This is a genomic window from Flammeovirga sp. AWQ4_249 (assembly GCF_056161045.1).
The window spans coordinates 26,016-43,045 of sequence record NZ_JBSWYJ010000045.1 but is presented as its reverse complement, the minus strand read 5'-3'; the positions used below and the strand labels follow the sequence as shown (position 1 = coordinate 43,045).

The 17,030-nt window shown below is 34.4% G+C and carries 14 protein-coding genes; 1 reads left to right on the top strand and 13 read right to left on the bottom strand.

Going from position 1 to position 17,030, the window contains the following annotated elements:
- The first annotated feature begins 233 nt into the window (after window positions 1–233).
- Entirely contained in the window at window positions 234–1,229 is a 996-nt protein-coding gene (locus ACXAHM_RS22000) for a LacI family DNA-binding transcriptional regulator (RefSeq protein ID WP_474964963.1), read from the top strand.
- On the opposite strand, the gene ACXAHM_RS21995 is transcribed toward ACXAHM_RS22000, so the two are convergent.
- The 13 genes from ACXAHM_RS21995 to ACXAHM_RS21935 all read right to left on the bottom strand — a co-directional run bounded on the left by ACXAHM_RS21995 (window position 1,226) and on the right by ACXAHM_RS21935 (window position 17,020).
- Window positions 1,226–1,924: a bifunctional 4-hydroxy-2-oxoglutarate aldolase/2-dehydro-3-deoxy-phosphogluconate aldolase gene (locus ACXAHM_RS21995; protein WP_474964960.1), complete on the bottom strand. Its 699-nt coding sequence runs from the start codon at window positions 1,922–1,924 to the stop codon at window positions 1,226–1,228. The two genes, ACXAHM_RS22000 and ACXAHM_RS21995, sit on opposite strands and share 4 nt — an antisense overlap.
- The gene (locus ACXAHM_RS21990; protein ID WP_474964957.1) at window positions 1,924–2,922 is read right to left on the bottom strand and encodes a PfkB family carbohydrate kinase; all 999 of its coding nucleotides are present in this window, start codon (window positions 2,920–2,922) and stop codon (window positions 1,924–1,926) included. The genes ACXAHM_RS21995 and ACXAHM_RS21990 overlap by 1 nt, the downstream gene beginning before the upstream one ends.
- Window positions 2,923–2,994: 72 nt before the next feature.
- Window positions 2,995–4,230, bottom strand: a complete 1,236-nt coding sequence (locus tag ACXAHM_RS21985) for a glycoside hydrolase family 117 protein (RefSeq protein WP_474964955.1) — start codon at window positions 4,228–4,230, stop codon at window positions 2,995–2,997.
- A gap of 87 nt (window positions 4,231–4,317) precedes the next feature.
- On the bottom strand, window positions 4,318–5,325 hold the full coding sequence (locus ACXAHM_RS21980; protein ID WP_474964950.1) for an L-rhamnose/proton symporter RhaT: 1,008 nt from the start codon (window positions 5,323–5,325) through the stop codon (window positions 4,318–4,320).
- A 40-nt stretch (window positions 5,326–5,365) separates the two neighbouring features.
- Window positions 5,366–6,412: an aldose epimerase family protein gene (locus tag ACXAHM_RS21975; RefSeq protein WP_474964946.1), complete on the bottom strand. Its 1,047-nt coding sequence runs from the start codon at window positions 6,410–6,412 to the stop codon at window positions 5,366–5,368.
- A gap of 48 nt (window positions 6,413–6,460) precedes the next feature.
- Window positions 6,461–7,582 (bottom strand): mandelate racemase/muconate lactonizing enzyme family protein, encoded by a 1,122-nt coding sequence (locus ACXAHM_RS21970; protein ID WP_474964944.1) that lies wholly within the window; start codon window positions 7,580–7,582, stop codon window positions 6,461–6,463.
- 22 nt (window positions 7,583–7,604) lie between these two features.
- Window positions 7,605–9,068 carry an aldehyde dehydrogenase gene (gene aldA, locus ACXAHM_RS21965; protein WP_474964942.1) on the bottom strand — a complete coding sequence of 488 codons (1,464 nt, stop codon included), beginning with the start codon at window positions 9,066–9,068 and terminating at the stop codon, window positions 7,605–7,607.
- 35 nt (window positions 9,069–9,103) lie between these two features.
- Window positions 9,104–9,868: an SDR family NAD(P)-dependent oxidoreductase gene (locus ACXAHM_RS21960; protein WP_474964967.1), complete on the bottom strand. Its 765-nt coding sequence runs from the start codon at window positions 9,866–9,868 to the stop codon at window positions 9,104–9,106.
- Between the two features lie 45 nt (window positions 9,869–9,913).
- The gene (locus ACXAHM_RS21955) at window positions 9,914–10,936 is read right to left on the bottom strand and encodes a zinc-dependent alcohol dehydrogenase (RefSeq protein WP_474964940.1); all 1,023 of its coding nucleotides are present in this window, start codon (window positions 10,934–10,936) and stop codon (window positions 9,914–9,916) included.
- Between the two features lie 7 nt (window positions 10,937–10,943).
- Window positions 10,944–13,526: a glycoside hydrolase family 2 TIM barrel-domain containing protein gene (locus ACXAHM_RS21950; RefSeq protein ID WP_474964935.1), complete on the bottom strand. Its 2,583-nt coding sequence runs from the start codon at window positions 13,524–13,526 to the stop codon at window positions 10,944–10,946.
- Between the two features lie 179 nt (window positions 13,527–13,705).
- Window positions 13,706–15,052, bottom strand: a complete 1,347-nt coding sequence (locus tag ACXAHM_RS21945) for a hypothetical protein (protein WP_474964931.1) — start codon at window positions 15,050–15,052, stop codon at window positions 13,706–13,708.
- Window positions 15,036–15,233 (bottom strand): hypothetical protein, encoded by a 198-nt coding sequence (locus ACXAHM_RS21940; RefSeq protein ID WP_474964927.1) that lies wholly within the window; start codon window positions 15,231–15,233, stop codon window positions 15,036–15,038. Before ACXAHM_RS21940 ends, ACXAHM_RS21945 begins: the two co-directional genes overlap by 17 nt.
- Before the next feature lie 74 nt (window positions 15,234–15,307).
- A complete protein-coding gene (locus tag ACXAHM_RS21935) occupies window positions 15,308–17,020 on the bottom strand; it encodes a RagB/SusD family nutrient uptake outer membrane protein (protein ID WP_474964923.1) in 1,713 nt (570 codons plus the stop codon).
- Between the last annotated feature and the right edge of the window lie 10 nt (window positions 17,021–17,030).

The following is a 17,030-nucleotide window of genomic DNA, read 5'->3' as shown; positions in this document are numbered from 1 at the left end:
CACCGAAACCTAGCTCAATATATGTGCAGGGGGATTTATTTTAATATTGAATGATTTTATACAATAATAATAGCTTAAACGTGCATTTTTTCAGAAAATGAAAACGTTTAGGACACTATTGTTTACAAATGTATAATCAAAGGACAAATGAAAAAAGTTTAACGTTTGCGCAATTACTTTTTCAAAGATTTATTTAAATTAGCAAAAGAATTTTTTAATAAGATTTTTTAGGTATGATGAGTGATAAAGGCAATGTAACGATTAAGGATTTAGCAAAAATGTTGAACGTTTCTCCAACAACAATTTCAAGAGCTCTTAATGGGGGGGAAAGAATTTCAGAAAAGACCCGAAAAAAAGTGGTAGAATTAGCAAAAAAATATAATTATCGTCCCAATCAATTGGCAAGAAATCTACAGAAAAAAAGCTCAAAAACAATTGGCGTTATCGTCCCAGAATTCAATCATAATTTCTTTTCTATGATGTTACACGGGGTAGAAGAAGCGACTCGAGAACATGGTTACAAAATGTTGATAAATACTTCAGGTAGAAACTATGAAAAAGAGAAAGAAACTTGCTTTGCTATGGCTTCTGCTCAAGTTGATGGAATTTTAATTGCATTATCGCAGGATATGGAGGATTATTCTTATTTAAATGAAATTAGAGATCAAGGAATTCCAATCATTCTTTTGGATAGAATCTGTGAAGATATAGATACATCAGCAGTTATCACAGATGATTTTTCAGGGGCTTTTAAAGCTGTAAATTATTTAATTAATAATGGGCATCAACGAATCATTCATTTAAAAGGGGAAGAAGGTATTTCTACTACATTTAATCGATATATGGGCTACATAGAAGCATTTAAAAGAAATCAACTTACTATAGAAAAAAGCCATATAATAAGTGATCAAGAACCAAAAATTCCACTAGAGGAAATTTTGCGTAAAAAAGAAATTCCTACTGCGATTTTTGCCTCAAGTGATTACCTTGCTTTCAGAGCTTTAGAGATTGTTCAATCTCTTGGGTTAAAAGTACCTCAAGATATTGCTATTATAGGATATGCTGATGAACCTATATCGAAATACACTACACCAAAATTATCCACCATTAAGCAATCTTCCTTTGAAATGGGAAAGAAAGCATTTGATCTTTTTCTTAATTATTCAAAGGAAGAGCAACACCACCATTTAATGATTGATACTGAGCTTATCATTAGAGAGAGTTCTTAAACAGATACTTTGGGAATAGTGTTATTTTGAATTCTGATAGCTTGAATTTGATCAATTACAAATCTCGTTTTTTCTTGAATCAAAGTATAATCATAAGCACCTTCATCGGATTGAATAAATAATTGATTCCCAATACCAACACAGTACGCACCAGCTGAAAACCATTCTTTTAAATTTTCATAAGTTGGTTGAACACCTCCTGTAGGCATAATGTTAGTCCATGGTTTAGGTGCTTTGACTGCTTTGATAAAACCAGGCCCGCCAACTTGAACAGCCGGAAAAACTTTAACAATTTCAGCACCTAGTTCTTCGGCGTATGAGATCTCTGATATAGAGCCACAACCTGGACTCCAAGCTACTTTTCTTCTGTTACATAATTTTGCCATTTCTGGATTCACAACAGGAGAAACAATAAAATCAGCACCTATCTGAATATATAAAGCAGTCGTTGGTGCTTCTTCTAATGAACCAATACCAATTGCTAACTCTGGTAAAAATTGATCTCTGTAGCTTACTAATTTACTGAAGATTTCATGAGCATTATCTCCACGATTAGTAAACTCAAAAACTCGGATTCCACCTTCATAGCATGCTTTTAATACGTTAATTGCTACCTCAATATTTTGATGATAAAAAACGGGTACAACACCCGTTTCTTTCATCTTTAATGCTACTTCAATTCTTGAGAACTTCATTATCTTAATATTTTTCCAGAACCATTAGATTCAATATAATGTTTTACTTCTTCTACAGAACAGATATTTTGATCTCCTTCGATTGTATGCTTAATAGCTGATGCTGCAATAGCAAAATCTATAGTTTCTTGAAGAGATTCAAAATTTCTAAGACCATAGATTAATGCCGCCATAAAAGAGTCACCACCCCCTACTCGGTCAACGATATGCGTTAGATCATATTCTTTACTTCTGTAAACTTTTTTTCCATCATAAAGTGCTCCACTCCAAGTATTATGATTAGAAGAAATAGAACCTCTTGAAGTAAATACTACCACCTTACAAAGTGGATATCGCTCCATTATTTTATCCCCTTCTATTTTAAATAAGTAATCGTCTATTTCTTCATTTAAAACATCTACATCTGGATGTGTACCTGACATTACATGGTTAAATTCCATTAATTCAGGCATAGTTTCTTCAGCGGTTTGCCCCCATTTCCAAAGATTACCTCTAAAGTTATAATCCATAGAGATCAATAACCCTTTTTGAGAAGCCATTTCAAGTCCCTCTAATAGTGCTTCTTTTGCTCCTTCGGATAATGCAGGTGTAATACCTGACCAATGAAACCAATCGGCATCTTTAAATATTGTTTCCCAATCAATTATCCCTCTTCTTAAAGTTGCCATAGAGGAATGTGCTCTGTCATATACTACTTTACTAGCTCTGCCACAAGAGCCATTTTCAAAGAAATATAATCCAATTCTATCACCACCATAACAAGTATCTTTCGTTTCTACACCAAAACTATTTAGATGCCTGATTGCAGCTGTAGTCATATCATTTTGAGGGACTCTAGTTACATAGTTTACGTGATCTCCAAATTGAGCTAAAGAAACTGCAACATTAGCTTCTGCACCTCCAAAATCTATATTTAGTGATCGAGTTTGTTGTAATCTTTGGTTACCAGGAGAGGATAAACGAATTAATAACTCTCCAAAACAGATAATTTTTTTCATGTTGAATATATGTATGTAAGTTTAAAAAATAAGGAAAGATAGCCCTATCGGATAGAGCTATCTAACTAAAACTTATCGTGTTGATTTTGTCTTTTTTGACGTCCTTTCATTTTTTGCAGAGTGAGATGTTTTTCGCTTTCCTGCAAAACGTTGAATATGTTGATAGTTATAGGATTTATATTTGTGAGTAAGACCCCATTCAAAAATTGCAAAAGGTTCATCACTATTGAGACTTCTATTCAATCCCATCGCATGAGGAGCACCGGGAATAACTGCTTGAATATTAAAATTAATTCCATCATTAGCATATTGAACCGTTCCTTTCTCAGGTCCATCGGTTGTGATTAATGAGATAATACCATCTTTGTGTTTGAATACACATATTTCATGACCTGAATTTGAAATTGGGTTGTAAGGTGACTTCACATAAGGGCCAAGTGGATTATCTGCAATGGCAACACCATGACGAATTTGACGTCCTCCAAAAGTAATTTCTTCACCCATTTGCTCCCCTTTGTAATACAAATAAAACTTTCCATTATAAGGAATTATACAAGGGTCATGCACTTTATGACTATCAAAGTCTCCTTTTTTCTCAACCAAAAAACGATTTTGCTCTGTTCCCTTCCAAACACCATTATTTGCAGGGCTTAAAATTGGTTCCTCTAATTTTGTCCAAGGTCCATTTGGAGAATCTGCATAAGCTAATCCTACTTGATTTTTAGTTCTTACATTATATGGTGATTTTATTGTTTGATAGCATAAATAATACTTGCCTTCATGTTCCATTACTTCAGGTGTAAAAACTGATCGATCATCAAATTTCCCTTTCTCTCCTCTCAAGACTGCTGGCCCTTCTTCTTTCCAAGTCCAACCATCTTCAGAAGTAGCATACCAAATATCACAACGATCCCAAGGGAATACTTTTTCATTTTCAATATCTCCACCAAATCCTTGTGTCTCTCCTACAGATTTTGAATAATAGACATAATATTTTCCTTCTATAAACAATAATGCTGAAGGGTCTCTTCTTACTACTCCTTCTTCATATGCTAAATCTCCTTTTAAATCATGAACAGTAAATTGCCCAAACCAATTATTATTTAATGAATCTGGCCAAGCCAATGCTCTTTTTGATGCAGCACTTAGATGTTCAGGATCCGTAATCCCTAAGAAATCTAATTTTTCTTGACTGATTTCATTTGTATTCTCTTTAACTTCAGTAAGTGGTCCTGTTGTCTTTGAACATGAACTCAACATCATTATTCCTAATAATGTAGCTCCTGATAATTTCTTTATTAAATTCATTTCAATAGTTATTAAAAAAATCGTTCTGTAAATAAGTAGTAAAGGATACCATAAATATATCTACATACTACTATTAAAAAAATTGGTTTAGATCAAACTGTTTCCTAAAGCAATCACACTGATTCCTACGACCATACATGATAAACCTACATAAAGCGATTTCTTTGCTTGTGGAGGTGCCTCAATCCATTCTTTTGTAATTAAACCACCAACGATAGCTACACCAACTGATACAGTATTGAAAATTGCATAACCTACTGTTCCTCCATTTTGCCCCAGTTTAAAGGCTGCAAAAGCAAATAATGCAGAGGCTGCAAAGTTAAAAATACCCATAATTGTAGTTAATAGTGTATTTCTTGGTAATTGTGGAGTGACAAAATTACTCCAAAGTTTTTTAGCAGATAATTGATAAATAAAATAGCTAGCAATAGATAATCCACCAAAGACATAAATAATGTACATTACAACTATTGAACTTACCCATTCTGCATTACCACTAGCAACTACAGCATCTCTAATGATCCCTCCGCCAACAGTGTTTGCATAATTAAAACCCGTAGCTAATAAGCCACCTACTACTGCTATCGCAATACCTGTAATCATATTATCACTTTGAACATCTGAATTTTTATCCGACTCTTTTTGTTTCAAAATACCTGCACGACCATTACTCATTACTCCGATGAGTACGATAATGATTCCTAACATTATGGTTCCGAAAACTTGTAAATCAGGTAAACCATCAATCATAAAAGGAATTAATGAGCCAATCAAAATAATTGTACCAATAAACAGAGAGAAACCAAGAGAAAGACCGATATAATTGATTGCTTTACCCCACATCATTACGCCTATTCCCCAAAGGAAACTTGCAATACCCATTCCTAAAATTACATTTATTGGTATACTCTGTACAATATCTACAAAGTTATCTACCAATAAAAAGGCTGCAATATTGGGGATAATAAATGTATTAATAATGAAGAATAATCCCCATGTATTTTCAAATTCAAACTCTTTTGTAAACTTCTCTGGCAAGGCGTATAATCCAAGCATTAGACCTGCAAATACAGACCATAAAATTCCTTCTAACATAATGTGTTGTGTTTAAAGTAGAACACTTTAATAAGGTGTACTACATGTTTGTAAATTTAAATACTGTTGTACTTTCAAATGGCTTTTCTGGTGTTGTAAAAACATCAGGTGCTCCATCAATATTAGGTCCGTTTGGATATCTATGTGTTTCACAACAGAAAGCTTTGAACCTTCCAAATTGATCTCCTGATTCTCTTTTGAGATTATCAGCTGTAAAATATCCTGTATAAAATAACATACCCGGCTCTGTAGTTTTGATGGTTAGTCCTAAGCCTGATTGTTTGTGTTGGAATGAAGCAACTTCCCTTAATGAAGTAGATGTATCAAATAAGAAATAATGCTCACACCCCGTTTCTAATTGTTGAAATGCTTCTGAAAGCAATTTTGATTTAGTAAAGTCTAAAACACTTTCGTTTACGGCTACTACCTCACCAACAGGTACGTTAGTTTCGTCTGATTTTAAATATTCTAATGCATTAATTTGAGCATAATGCTGTTCGATCGTGTCTTTAAAACCAGATAGATTAAAATAAGTATGATTCGTAAATGATAAGGGTGTTTTAAGATCTGTTGTTGCATGGTAATTTATTTCCAATGCATTGTCGTAAGAGAGCGTAAAAGTAACATTCACAACTATATTACCAGGAAAACCTTCTTCCATATGTTTACTTTTACTTTGGAACGTAATCGAATCACCAACTTCTGATTTTACTTGGTTTACACAAGTCCAGATACGTTTGTCAAGTCCTTCCAATCCTCCATGTAAATGATTTGATCCATCATTAGTTGCTAATGAATAATCTTTTCCATCTATACTGAATTTTCCATCTTTGATACGTGAAGCAAAACGACCAACAGTACAACCAAAATAAGGAGCATTCGCTTTATATTCTTCAGATAAATATCCATCCAATTGATCAAATCCACAGGCTACTTCTTTCAATTGACCTTCTTTATCAGGAACTTGAATTGAAGTAATAGTTGCCCCAAGTGTCATAATTTTCACACTCATTGCATTTTTATTGGTCAATTCGAATTGAGTTATTTTATATCCTTTATATACCCCGAATAGTTTTTCTTTAATCATATTGCTTGTACTTTTGGTTCATTCATTTCATTATAAACTGAAGCTAATTTATACTTGCTTTAGTACTTCAGATGTATTTTTAACTTCAAAACTAGAGAGCTTATTCCAATCAAATGTAACTCCAACACCTACTTCATCTGATGCAACTGCTCGATAGTTTTTAACCACCAAAGGACGTGTAGTATATTCATCAATTGGGAAACTATGTACTTCTAACCAACCGCTATTTTCTTGTGATGAAACTAAACTCACATGTAACTCTTGCATACCGTGAGAACACACTGGAATATTATTTTCTTTTGCTAATTGTGCTGCCCTTAACCATCCTGTTACCCCTCCACAATTTGATGCATCAGGTTGAACAAAAGATAATTTTGATTGCTCCATTGCATACTCAAATTCATGAATTGTATGCAGATTTTCTCCCATTGCTACAGCTACTCCCGTTGCTTCTGTAATTTCAGCGTATCCTTTATAATTATCTGGAATAGTAGGTTCTTCAAACCATAAGATATTGTATTTTTTAAAACGATTAGCAGCTTCTATCGCTTTTTCAACAGACATAGAATAATTAGCATCTACCATGAAAGTAATATCTTCCCCAATGTATTCTCTGACTGCTTTGATTCTTTCTATATCTTCGTCTAAATTTTCTCTTCCAATCTTAATTTTAACAGCATTAAAACCTCTGTCCATATAGGACTGCATGTTGTTTAATAACTTTTCGATAGGGAACATTAAGTCTATTCCTCCACAATAGGCTTTACATGTATTATTATGTCCCCCTGCCATTTTCCATAAAGGCTGATTGGTTCTTTTACCTTTGATATCCCAAAGGGCAATATCTATTGCAGAGATTGCAAATGAAGCAACTCCACCTCTTCCTACATAATGAATGTGCCACTCCATAAAATCATAGATCTCATCAATTTGAGTTCCGTCTTTTCCAATTAATGCAGGACCAAGATCATAATCCAGCATAGCTTTTATTCCTCTACCGCCTTTGCCTCCAGTGTAGGTATATCCTGTTCCAGATTGTCCATTTTCAAGGGTAATTGTAGAGGTGACCAATTCGAAATGTGTATGATCTCCATGTTTGGCATCTGAGAGCACCTCTGGAAGAGGTACCTCAAATAACCTATTTTCAACATTAATTATTTTCGTTTTCATGTCTGCTGTAAGTAGTCAATTATTAATATTTCACATAAAAAGTCTTCTTTTCCATGTACTGTTCAAAACCATACTTTCCGTCTTCTCCACCAGTACCACTTAACTTATACCCATTATGGAATCCTTGATGTTGTTCACCATGCCCTCTATTGACATAAATTTCACCAAATTCTAATTCATCATTCAGCTTCATAATCGTATTCATGTTTTGAGTAAATACCATTGCAGCCAAGCCAAATTCACAATCATTGGCATATTCAACAACTTGGTCAAAGTCATTGAATTTCAGGACAGGTAAGATAGGACCGAAAGATTCTTCATGTACTATTGTCATATCTTGAGAAACATCAGTAATGATTGTAGGTTCAAACCAGAATCCTTTTTCAAACTCTTTCCCTTTTGGTTTATTTCCACCAAAAGCGATTGTAGCACCTTCTTCAATCGATTTTGCCACCAAATGTTCCATATTTTTCACCTCAGATGCGTTCACTTTTGGTCCCATCGTGGAGGCAGTATCTAATGGATTGCCCACTTTTATATTTTTCACTTTTTCCATGAATTTTTCCATGAAAACATCATAGATAGATTCGTGAACATACATTCTCTCATTACAAGTACATACTTGACCACAATTATCAAAACGTGAATGGAAACAGGCTTCTACCGCTTGGTCAATATCAGCATCTTCAAAAACTATTGCCGGTGCTTTTCCCCCTAATTCTAATTGCACGTGAGCGAGGTGATCAGCTGCTGTTTTAAAAATTTGTTGACCTGCTGGCGTAGAACCTGTCATCGTTACCATTTTCGTAATAGGGCTTGCTACTAGGGCATTTCCTAATACTCTACCTTTACCCGTAACAATATTTATTAAACCTGATGGGATACCTACTTTCTCAGCAATAAATCCTAATTCTAAAGTGGCTAAAGGTGTTTCTTGTGTTGGCTTGACAACAATGGCATTTCCCGCCACTAAAGCTGGTCCAATTTTTCTACCTGCAAGTGCTAACGGGAAGTTCCATGCTGTTATCGCCACAATCACTCCACGAGGAATTTTTTGAATCCAAATTTGTTCCTTTGGATTGTTAGAAGGAATAATATCTCCTTCAATATGTCTTGCCCAATCACATGCATATTCAATAAAAGTAGCTGTAACTTCTACTTCCATTTCTGCAACGGATAATAGTTTACCTTGTTCTCTTGTCAATAAGTTGGATAAGTACGCCTTATTGGCTCTAATTTCAGCTGCAAATTTGCGTAATAAATTAGCTCTTTCAATTGCAGGTACTTTTTTCCAAGCTTTTTGGGCTTTTTCTGCTGCTTCTAAAGCTAAATTTGCTTCATGCTCATCACCCATTTGAACTTTTCCAACTACCTCTTCATTAATAGGGCTAATGACATCTTCACTCATCTTAGAAGATGCTTCAATCCATTCCCCACCAATAAATAATTTATATTCTTTTACTTCTGTTTTTGTAAGTGTATTCATAGTTATTGTTTTTATGGTTATGAAAAAAAATGAGATTATCTACCCATCCATCCACCATCCACAAGCATTACACTTCCATGCATATATGCTGCAGCTTCAGATGCTAAGAATACTACTGGTCCAGCGAAATCTTCAGGGTTACCCCATCTTGCTGCAGGTATTCTTGATAAAATAGATTCCGATCTTTCAGGATCATTTCTCAATGCTTCAGTATTGTCAGTACTGATATATCCAGGTGCTATAGCGTTTACATTCACCCCTCTACTTGCCCATTCGTTGGCAAAAGCCATTGTTAATTGACCAATTGCTCCTTTACTTGCAGCATAACCTGGTACTGTTATACCTCCTTGGAATGTTAGTAATGATGCTGTAAAAATCACTTTACCATGGCCTCTTGTCAACATTTCTTTGCCAAATTCTCTCGTTAAAATAAACTGTGCATTTTGGTTTACTTCGACCACTTTATCCCACATTTCATCAGGATGATCAGCGGCTGGAGTCCTCAAGATTGTACCAGCATTATTGACTAAAATATCAACTTTTGGATGATTACCTTTTACAGTTAAAATAAAGTTGTATAGAGATTTTCGATCGGAAAAATCACATTGATATGCCTTAAACTTTCTTCCTCTTTTCTCTACTTCCTTTTGTACTTCACTACCCTCTAGTTCCAATGAGGCAGAAACACCAATAATATCTGCTCCTGCTTCTGCCAAACCAATTGCCATTGCTTTACCAATACCTCTTTTACAACCTGTCACTAAAGCAACTTTATCGTTTAATTGGAATTTATTTAAAATACCCATGAGCTTATTTTTTTAATTTCGTTTGTTATATGAATTAGATTAGTTGTCGTTACATTTGATTAAATATTTCATCCCTTCAGGATTTTGATCTATTTCATCAAATACAGATTGTATGTTGTCTAAAGAATCCACTTTTGTAATTAGTTTTTCAAAAGGAACAAACCCTGAATCTGCGATTCTTATTGCTTCTTCATAATCTGCTTCTTCATATAATCTAGCGCCTAACAACTCAATTTCAGACCAGAAAAATTTGAATAAATCTACTTTCTTTTGTTCTCCACCATGGATAGCAACCATTACAATTCTTCCTCTTACATTCACCACTTCAGTCATAGTTTGCACACCTGGTGCAGAGCCTGAAACTTCAAATGCACAATCAATCATCTTCTCATTTGTCAAATCAGAAATACGCTCTATTAAATCTTCTTTGGCTGGATTGATAGTTTGAAACCCTAAGTCATTTAACATTGAAAGGCGAGTTGTATTGACTTCAGAGATAAATACATTAGCCCCTTTTTCTTTTAACACATAAGCGATTAAAGTACCAATTGGTCCTCCACCAATTACTAAACAATTCTCTCCTTTTTCAACTCTACCAATTTTCACATCATGGCAAGCAACAGCTAGAGGTTCAATAAAAGCACCATGCATTAAACTAAGTTTTTCCGGCAACTTATGAAGAGTATAAGCGGGAACAGTCCATGAATTTTGAAAAGCTCCACTTGAATCAATTCCTATAAATTTTAGATTTTTACCAACATGTTTAAATCCTTTATCAAATGGATGTGCATCCCCAAAATTTAATGGTCTTACAGCTACTTTATCTCCGACTTTTACATTTTCTACACCTTCACCTATTTCAGCTACCACAGCCGAAGCTTCATGACCTACTGTTTGTGGAGGGCTTACCCTTTGATCCATAACACCATGAAAAATGTGTACGTCAGTTCCACAAACACCACAATAAGCGACATCAAGTCTTACTTCTCCTTTCCTGGGTTTAATCTGTTTTCCTTGTCCTACAGAAATTTTCCCTTTCGATTCATAATATGCTGCTTTCATGTCTTTTTTAGTTTAATTCTGCTAATACCTCTTCATTTTCATTCTTTTCAATACCAATTGTCAGTTGAACGACATCTTCTTGTAGACCATCAACTTTTGCTTTGATATCTACTTTTCCACTTTCAGTAGTCGATTGTAGTACCAATAAAGCACGACCTTTATCTGTTTCTATTTTTCGTGAAATATGAGGTTGAATATTTTTATTAGATCCATTATCCACTCCCAACATTCTTAGATAAGAAGGAATTTCAAATTCTATTACCTTTTCAATATGCTTGACAGGATTTCCATTTTTATCAATCAACTGTGCTTCAACGTGTGCTACATCATATTGATTATTGATTAGCTGCGTTTTATCGATAGTTAACTGTACCGCTACCGGCTTCTCAGCTGTTGTAATTTCTGCAGTGAATTTTTGACCATCTTTGTAACCCACAGCCGTTAAAGTTCCTTTTTCAAATGGCAATCCCCATTTATAAATATGGTCCTCAAATTCTATTAACTGTCTTTTTCCTTTACTTTTACCATTTAAGAATAGCTCAATTTCATCACAATTAGAATACAATTCAACACTAATCATTTCTCCTTCATCATAATTCCAATGTTCATTCACATCGTGCCATTCCCATAGTGCTTTTTTCCATGCATCAGGCTTTTTCGCTACCATTAAACCTGTTTCTTGATCTATTTTATTAATCGACCTAGAAAGTTTTTGCGTAGCGATATATGTATGTGGAGTATCATCCCATAACGTTTTAATCATATGATAAGAAGGCTTTGGAAAACCTGCGAAATCAATCATTCCCGCATTGTTCCCTTTTTGTGGCCATGGACCTCTAATTTCACCTAGATAATTAATTCCTGTCCAGAAGAAAGTACCTGCAATAAAAGGTCTATCCATTACTGCTTTCCATTCATGATACTGAGCCAAGTTTTCAGTTCCCATGATTACTTTATCAGGATAATTTTCATGTCCATAATCATATAAAACTCTTCTATAACTATATCCCACAATATCCAATGACTTCCCATATTCTGTTTCATGTGATGCAGATGGAAGAATACAATTGGCAATTACAGGTCTTGTACTGTCCAGTTCTTTTGTCCACTTCACTAGATTTTTAGCCGTTTCGTCAATTGTTTTTTCTTCCTTTGGAAGTGTCTCTAATTGATTTTTTATCTCTTCTCTTGAATAAGGTGATTTTGACCAGAAGTAATTACCCTTCCAATTCATATTTCCAAAAAATCCTGTTGCTTTTGAAATTCTTGGGTAAGTCCATTCAATCTCGTTTCCAATACTCCATTGGAAAATAGATGGGTGATTTCTATGTGAAAGCATCACTGCCTCTAAGTCACTTTTTGCGTATTTATGGAAGTAGTTTGAATAGCCTTCTGTTTCTTCATTCTGTGTTTTTTCCTTTTGGTTAAAACGCTTATCTTTTGGATAATCCCACTCATCAAAAAACTCATCTTGTACCAAGAAACCCATTTCGTCACAAAGATCCAATAGTTCATTTGAAGCTGGATTATGTGCTATTCTAATGGCATTACAACCACCTTCTTTCAATACTTTTAACCTTCTTCTCCAAACATCTTTTGGCACAGCTGTACCTACTAATCCAGCATCATGGTGTAAGCAGACTCCTTTAATTTTCATATTACGTCCATTCAAATAAAAACCGGAGTCTGCCTTAAAAGCAATACTTCTTACACCAAATCTATTAATTAGTTCGTCCTTAGTTTCGTTGTTTTCGTTAACCTTAGTAACAACTGAGTATAAATAGGGATTTTTCACATCCCATAAAATTGGTTTTTCGATTTTAGCTTTAAGAATTATCTTCTTTTTACTATTTGCTTTTATCAGTTGAGTCGAAGTAACTCTATTCACTATTTTACCATTTCTATCCTTAATTTCATGGATCAATTCTATGTTTTTATCTTTTGGATAACTATTATTTATATATGTTTCAATAGATACCAATGATTCTTTTTCACTGCTCTCTTCAGTACTAATAAAATTGCCCCAAACTGGGATATGCAATTTATCTGTGACTATTAATTCAACATTTCTGTAAATACCAGCTCCAGTATACCATCTACTATCAGCATAATTAGAATGGTTCACTTTTACGAGTAATGTATTTTTTTCGTCTTTATTTATAAACTTCGTTAAGTCATAATGGAAAGGTGAGTAACCATAAGGATGAAATCCCAGCTTATGTCCATTTATAAAAACTTCAGAGTTATTGTAAACTCCATCAAATAAAATAAATGCTTTCTGATCTTGGTTTAAAGCTAAATCAAATTCTTTTTTATACCATCCAATACCACCACCATAAATATAGCCAGTTGCAGGAGCGAACTCATGATTTGCAGAATCATAGTGATTTTGAATTACCCAATCATGAGGAAGTCGAACAGCTTCCCAATTTTCATTTTGGAGCTCTTGTTCTGTTAATTTATTATCGGAATCCAGTAATACAAAGTCCCAATCAAAATTGAAGTCTTGTTGTCTTTCGTGCACTACCGATTCTTCCTGACAAGAAGACATTGCCAAGAATAAGCACAAAATATAGATATATAGTTTCATTTTTATCATTCAGTTCAGCACCTCTATATTCATAAAAATTTCAAGTATTTAATAGAGGTAAATGTTGTAATCAAAGATAAGGGGTAATTAGCTATTAAAGAGGGTGCATTTTGTTAGAAATAGATGCCTCAAAACATAATGCACCCTCCTTTGTAAGTTATTTTTCTTTTACATTTTATTTATGGTCTCAATTGTACTTCTGATACCACAAAGTTATCTATGTAGAATACTAAAGGACTTGGATTACCTTGGTTATTCGCTCTAATCATGAATGTGTAATCACCATCTGCTTGAGGAGTATAGAAATCTAGCTTTGCATAAATCCATTCTCCAACTTGAGTATAAGAATTAAAATTAAATCTACTAGCAGCCCAATTGGTACCTGGTTTAGTAAACACAATTAAATTTGGTACTTCACCTGCACTATCATCAATTGTAGATAATCCACTTTCAACTTTAATGTATACTCCAATTTCATAAGTAACTCCACTTGTCATAGGTACTGTTTGATCTTCTCCAACATCATTTCTATGTCCAATGATTGCTCCAGTTGTCACTTCTAATTTTGCACTTTTTGTTCCACTATACGCTTCCGAAGACATCGATAATGTATAACCGTCCCATGGTGCACCCCACCATAAATACGGCCAATTGGCTTCAGTTGAATTTTCAAAACCATAATCCACAGTACCACTAGTTGCTAAAGTGTTGCTACTTGGTAGGAATACCATTGGATTATCTTCAATAGCATCTATATTTTTAAAATCTGCTGATCTTAATGTTCCTGGAGTATAACTTACCCATACTTGGTCATCATTGTATAATTTTTCTCCATCTAATTCAAGAAGAACAATATTTCCTGAAGTAGGATCAATTGTCGCATTTCCAATTGAAGGAGTCCATTCAGAACCCTTATTCATCAATCTTACTGAGAAATTATCCACATTAATACTAAGTGGATCAATCTCTCTAGAGAAATCAATAGCAACTTTACCATCTTTAGCATATACTCCTGTTAAATTAACGGGGTCTGTAGAAGGAATAACTTCAATTAAATTTTCAAATACTAAAGTATCAGCGCCTGCTGGTCTCTGACGACCTGCTTGCAATGCTACATCATATAGGCCAAGTCTTTTGTATTGAATATCTGTCTCATCTGCAGTTCCATCAACAATTTGACCTTCATTGTAATGAATTGATTCAGGTGAAGCTCCAGTAGCTGTATAATACAAGTTAGCTGGCTCACCTACAGCACTAAAATAAAATCGTATGCTTCTACCTGCTGGCATCTGATTCGTAGATGTTAAATCTAGCTCCTCTCCAATTGTACCGTCAGGTAGCACAAATCGAGCAGATACTGTCATATCCACAGGCTCTAAAACAGTAACCGTATAACTTGTATCGATCTCATTCCCCACTTGTACTTCATCAACATAAGCAGAAGAATTGAAAATTTGTGATAAGGCTACCTCATGTTCTCCAACTTCATTAAAAGTAACATGGATAATATCATTTCCAGATGTCATTTGAGTAGATCCATCCTTCCGGAATTGTCCAAGTTCTTGATGAAACACCTCTTGATATATCACCAAAAGAGATCTTTCCACCTATTTCTACTCTATTTTCAAAATCTTGTTCTGAAGTAAAAACAGCGTGATGTGAAGGGTCAGCCATTGGAGCGTCCCATTCATTTAAATTACAGCTCATACCTAGAGCTACAATTAAAAGAAATACTATATAATTATTTTTAATCATAATAATTCATTGTTTGCGTTAGGTAATTACTGAGGTAAACCAGTGTTTATTTGTGTTTCATCAGTTGGAATTGGGAAATAATCATGTATTGCTGAGCTATACGTTGAAGCGGCTACCTGATAATCTGGTCTGATTCTTTCTGCAATATTTAACGGTGGTTGTCCTACAATTGTACTAAAATTGTCCAATCTCCACTGTTCATCCGCTTTGTTCGTATCCAATACTTCCTGTACAATACCCCAACGCACTAAATCTTTCCATCTATGTCCTTCATAGCATAGTTCAAGTGGACGCTCCACCATTCTTAAATGTGTCATTACATTTTCTATAGTAGGAGACACCATTTGATGAGTACCATGTACTTGTTCTGATCGATGTAAAGCAGGGAACGTGTTTCCATTTTCCAATAAATAAGTACTTATCGTTTTCACGCCTGCTCTGGTTCTTACCATATCTATATATTGAATTGCAGTAGCAACATCTCCTGTAGATTCTAATACTGACTCAGCATACATTAATAAAACATCTGCATATCTCATATGTCTCCAGTTGATACCAGATCTTTGTTGAGCTGATTCAAACTCAACTTGAAACCAATTAGAATGTTTTTTTACATAAGCTGATTGACCATACGCCCACCCTGTTTTTGAGCCTGCAGGTTCCATATAGTAATCTCCATCATAATCTTTTGGTACAATAGAAGCGTTCATTCTTAATGAATGTTGTAACCCCGTATTCTTAGGATTTAATGGATCTAATTCATCATTTAGCATCAATTCATGTAAATAATATGAAGCAATTACTGTATTATAACCACCAGCACTTAAGGGTGCTGTAGCCACACAGATTGAAGTAGCTTCTCCAGATGTTTCATTAGGGTTGTCATCGACAGTAGCTCCGCCTGCTCCAGGTTTTAAAACATCAGAATAAGTCGTTTCAAAAATTGACTCTGAATTAAATTCATTCTCATCAGAATGATTATCCAAAATCTCTGCTACTAAACTATATTCTCTACTATCAATTACTTCTTTAAAAAGAGCTGCTGCTCCTGCAAAATCCTTAGCATACAACTTCATTTTCCCTAGATAAGCTGTTGCCGCTCCCCAAGTTACTCTACCAATATCACTGCTATTTTCCCATTTTTTAGGTAATGTTGCCCTCGCAAATTCTAAATCGGGTTTTATCACAGTTTCATACACCTCTAAACGATCTGTAATGGGTTTGTTAAATTCCTCAGGTGAAGTCACAAGAGTAGTATGTACAACAGCACCATTGTATGAATTTACCAATTCAAAATAATAGAATGCTCTTAAAAACCTCACTTGACCTTCAATGAGACTTTTTTCTTCATCTGTCAATTCAGAACTTTCATTATTAAGGTTATCCAATACTTGATTAGCTCTGAAGATACCTACATATAATTCATTCCATTTTTCTCTTATGTATTGAGAAGCATCATTAAATACTAAATCTGCAAAAGGGTGTTGTGGATACCAGTTTTCTGTCCCTGCCAAATCTCCCATAACCATTTCATAACTTCTATTTTGACCACTTATTGATCCAAATTGAGAAGCAGCATAAACAGTAATTGTTGCCTTATTAAAATCATCACTCGTCTTCCAAAAACTTGCAGGAGTTATGGTATTAGGATTTAGTTGTGTAAGAAATTCATCTTCACTACAACCTGCTAAGGTTATAAAGGCTAACGTTAACCCTATAATTCTATATATATTTTTCATAAAAAAGTCT

What these genes read in the sequence shown, in the direction of transcription:
- ACXAHM_RS22000 (WP_474964963.1), top strand. Translation starts at nt 234, where the DNA reads ATGATGAGTGATAAAGGCAATGTAACGATTAAGGATTTAGCAAAAATG.
- ACXAHM_RS21995 (WP_474964960.1), bottom strand. Translation starts at nt 1,924, where the DNA reads ATGAAGTTCTCAAGAATTGAAGTAGCATTAAAGATGAAAGAAACGGGT.
- ACXAHM_RS21990 (WP_474964957.1), bottom strand. Translation starts at nt 2,922, where the DNA reads ATGAAAAAAATTATCTGTTTTGGAGAGTTATTAATTCGTTTATCCTCT.
- ACXAHM_RS21985 (WP_474964955.1), bottom strand. Translation starts at nt 4,230, where the DNA reads ATGAATTTAATAAAGAAATTATCAGGAGCTACATTATTAGGAATAATG.
- ACXAHM_RS21980 (WP_474964950.1), bottom strand. Translation starts at nt 5,325, where the DNA reads ATGTTAGAAGGAATTTTATGGTCTGTATTTGCAGGTCTAATGCTTGGA.
- ACXAHM_RS21975 (WP_474964946.1), bottom strand. Translation starts at nt 6,412, where the DNA reads ATGATTAAAGAAAAACTATTCGGGGTATATAAAGGATATAAAATAACT.
- ACXAHM_RS21970 (WP_474964944.1), bottom strand. Translation starts at nt 7,582, where the DNA reads ATGAAAACGAAAATAATTAATGTTGAAAATAGGTTATTTGAGGTACCT.
- aldA (WP_474964942.1), bottom strand. Translation starts at nt 9,068, where the DNA reads ATGAATACACTTACAAAAACAGAAGTAAAAGAATATAAATTATTTATT.
- ACXAHM_RS21955 (WP_474964940.1), bottom strand. Translation starts at nt 10,936, where the DNA reads ATGAAAGCAGCATATTATGAATCGAAAGGGAAAATTTCTGTAGGACAA.
- ACXAHM_RS21950 (WP_474964935.1), bottom strand. Translation starts at nt 13,526, where the DNA reads ATGAAACTATATATCTATATTTTGTGCTTATTCTTGGCAATGTCTTCT.
- ACXAHM_RS21945 (WP_474964931.1), bottom strand. Translation starts at nt 15,052, where the DNA reads ATGACATCTGGAAATGATATTATCCATGTTACTTTTAATGAAGTTGGA.
- ACXAHM_RS21940 (WP_474964927.1), bottom strand. Translation starts at nt 15,233, where the DNA reads ATGAGCTGTAATTTAAATGAATGGGACGCTCCAATGGCTGACCCTTCA.
- ACXAHM_RS21935 (WP_474964923.1), bottom strand. Translation starts at nt 17,020, where the DNA reads ATGAAAAATATATATAGAATTATAGGGTTAACGTTAGCCTTTATAACC.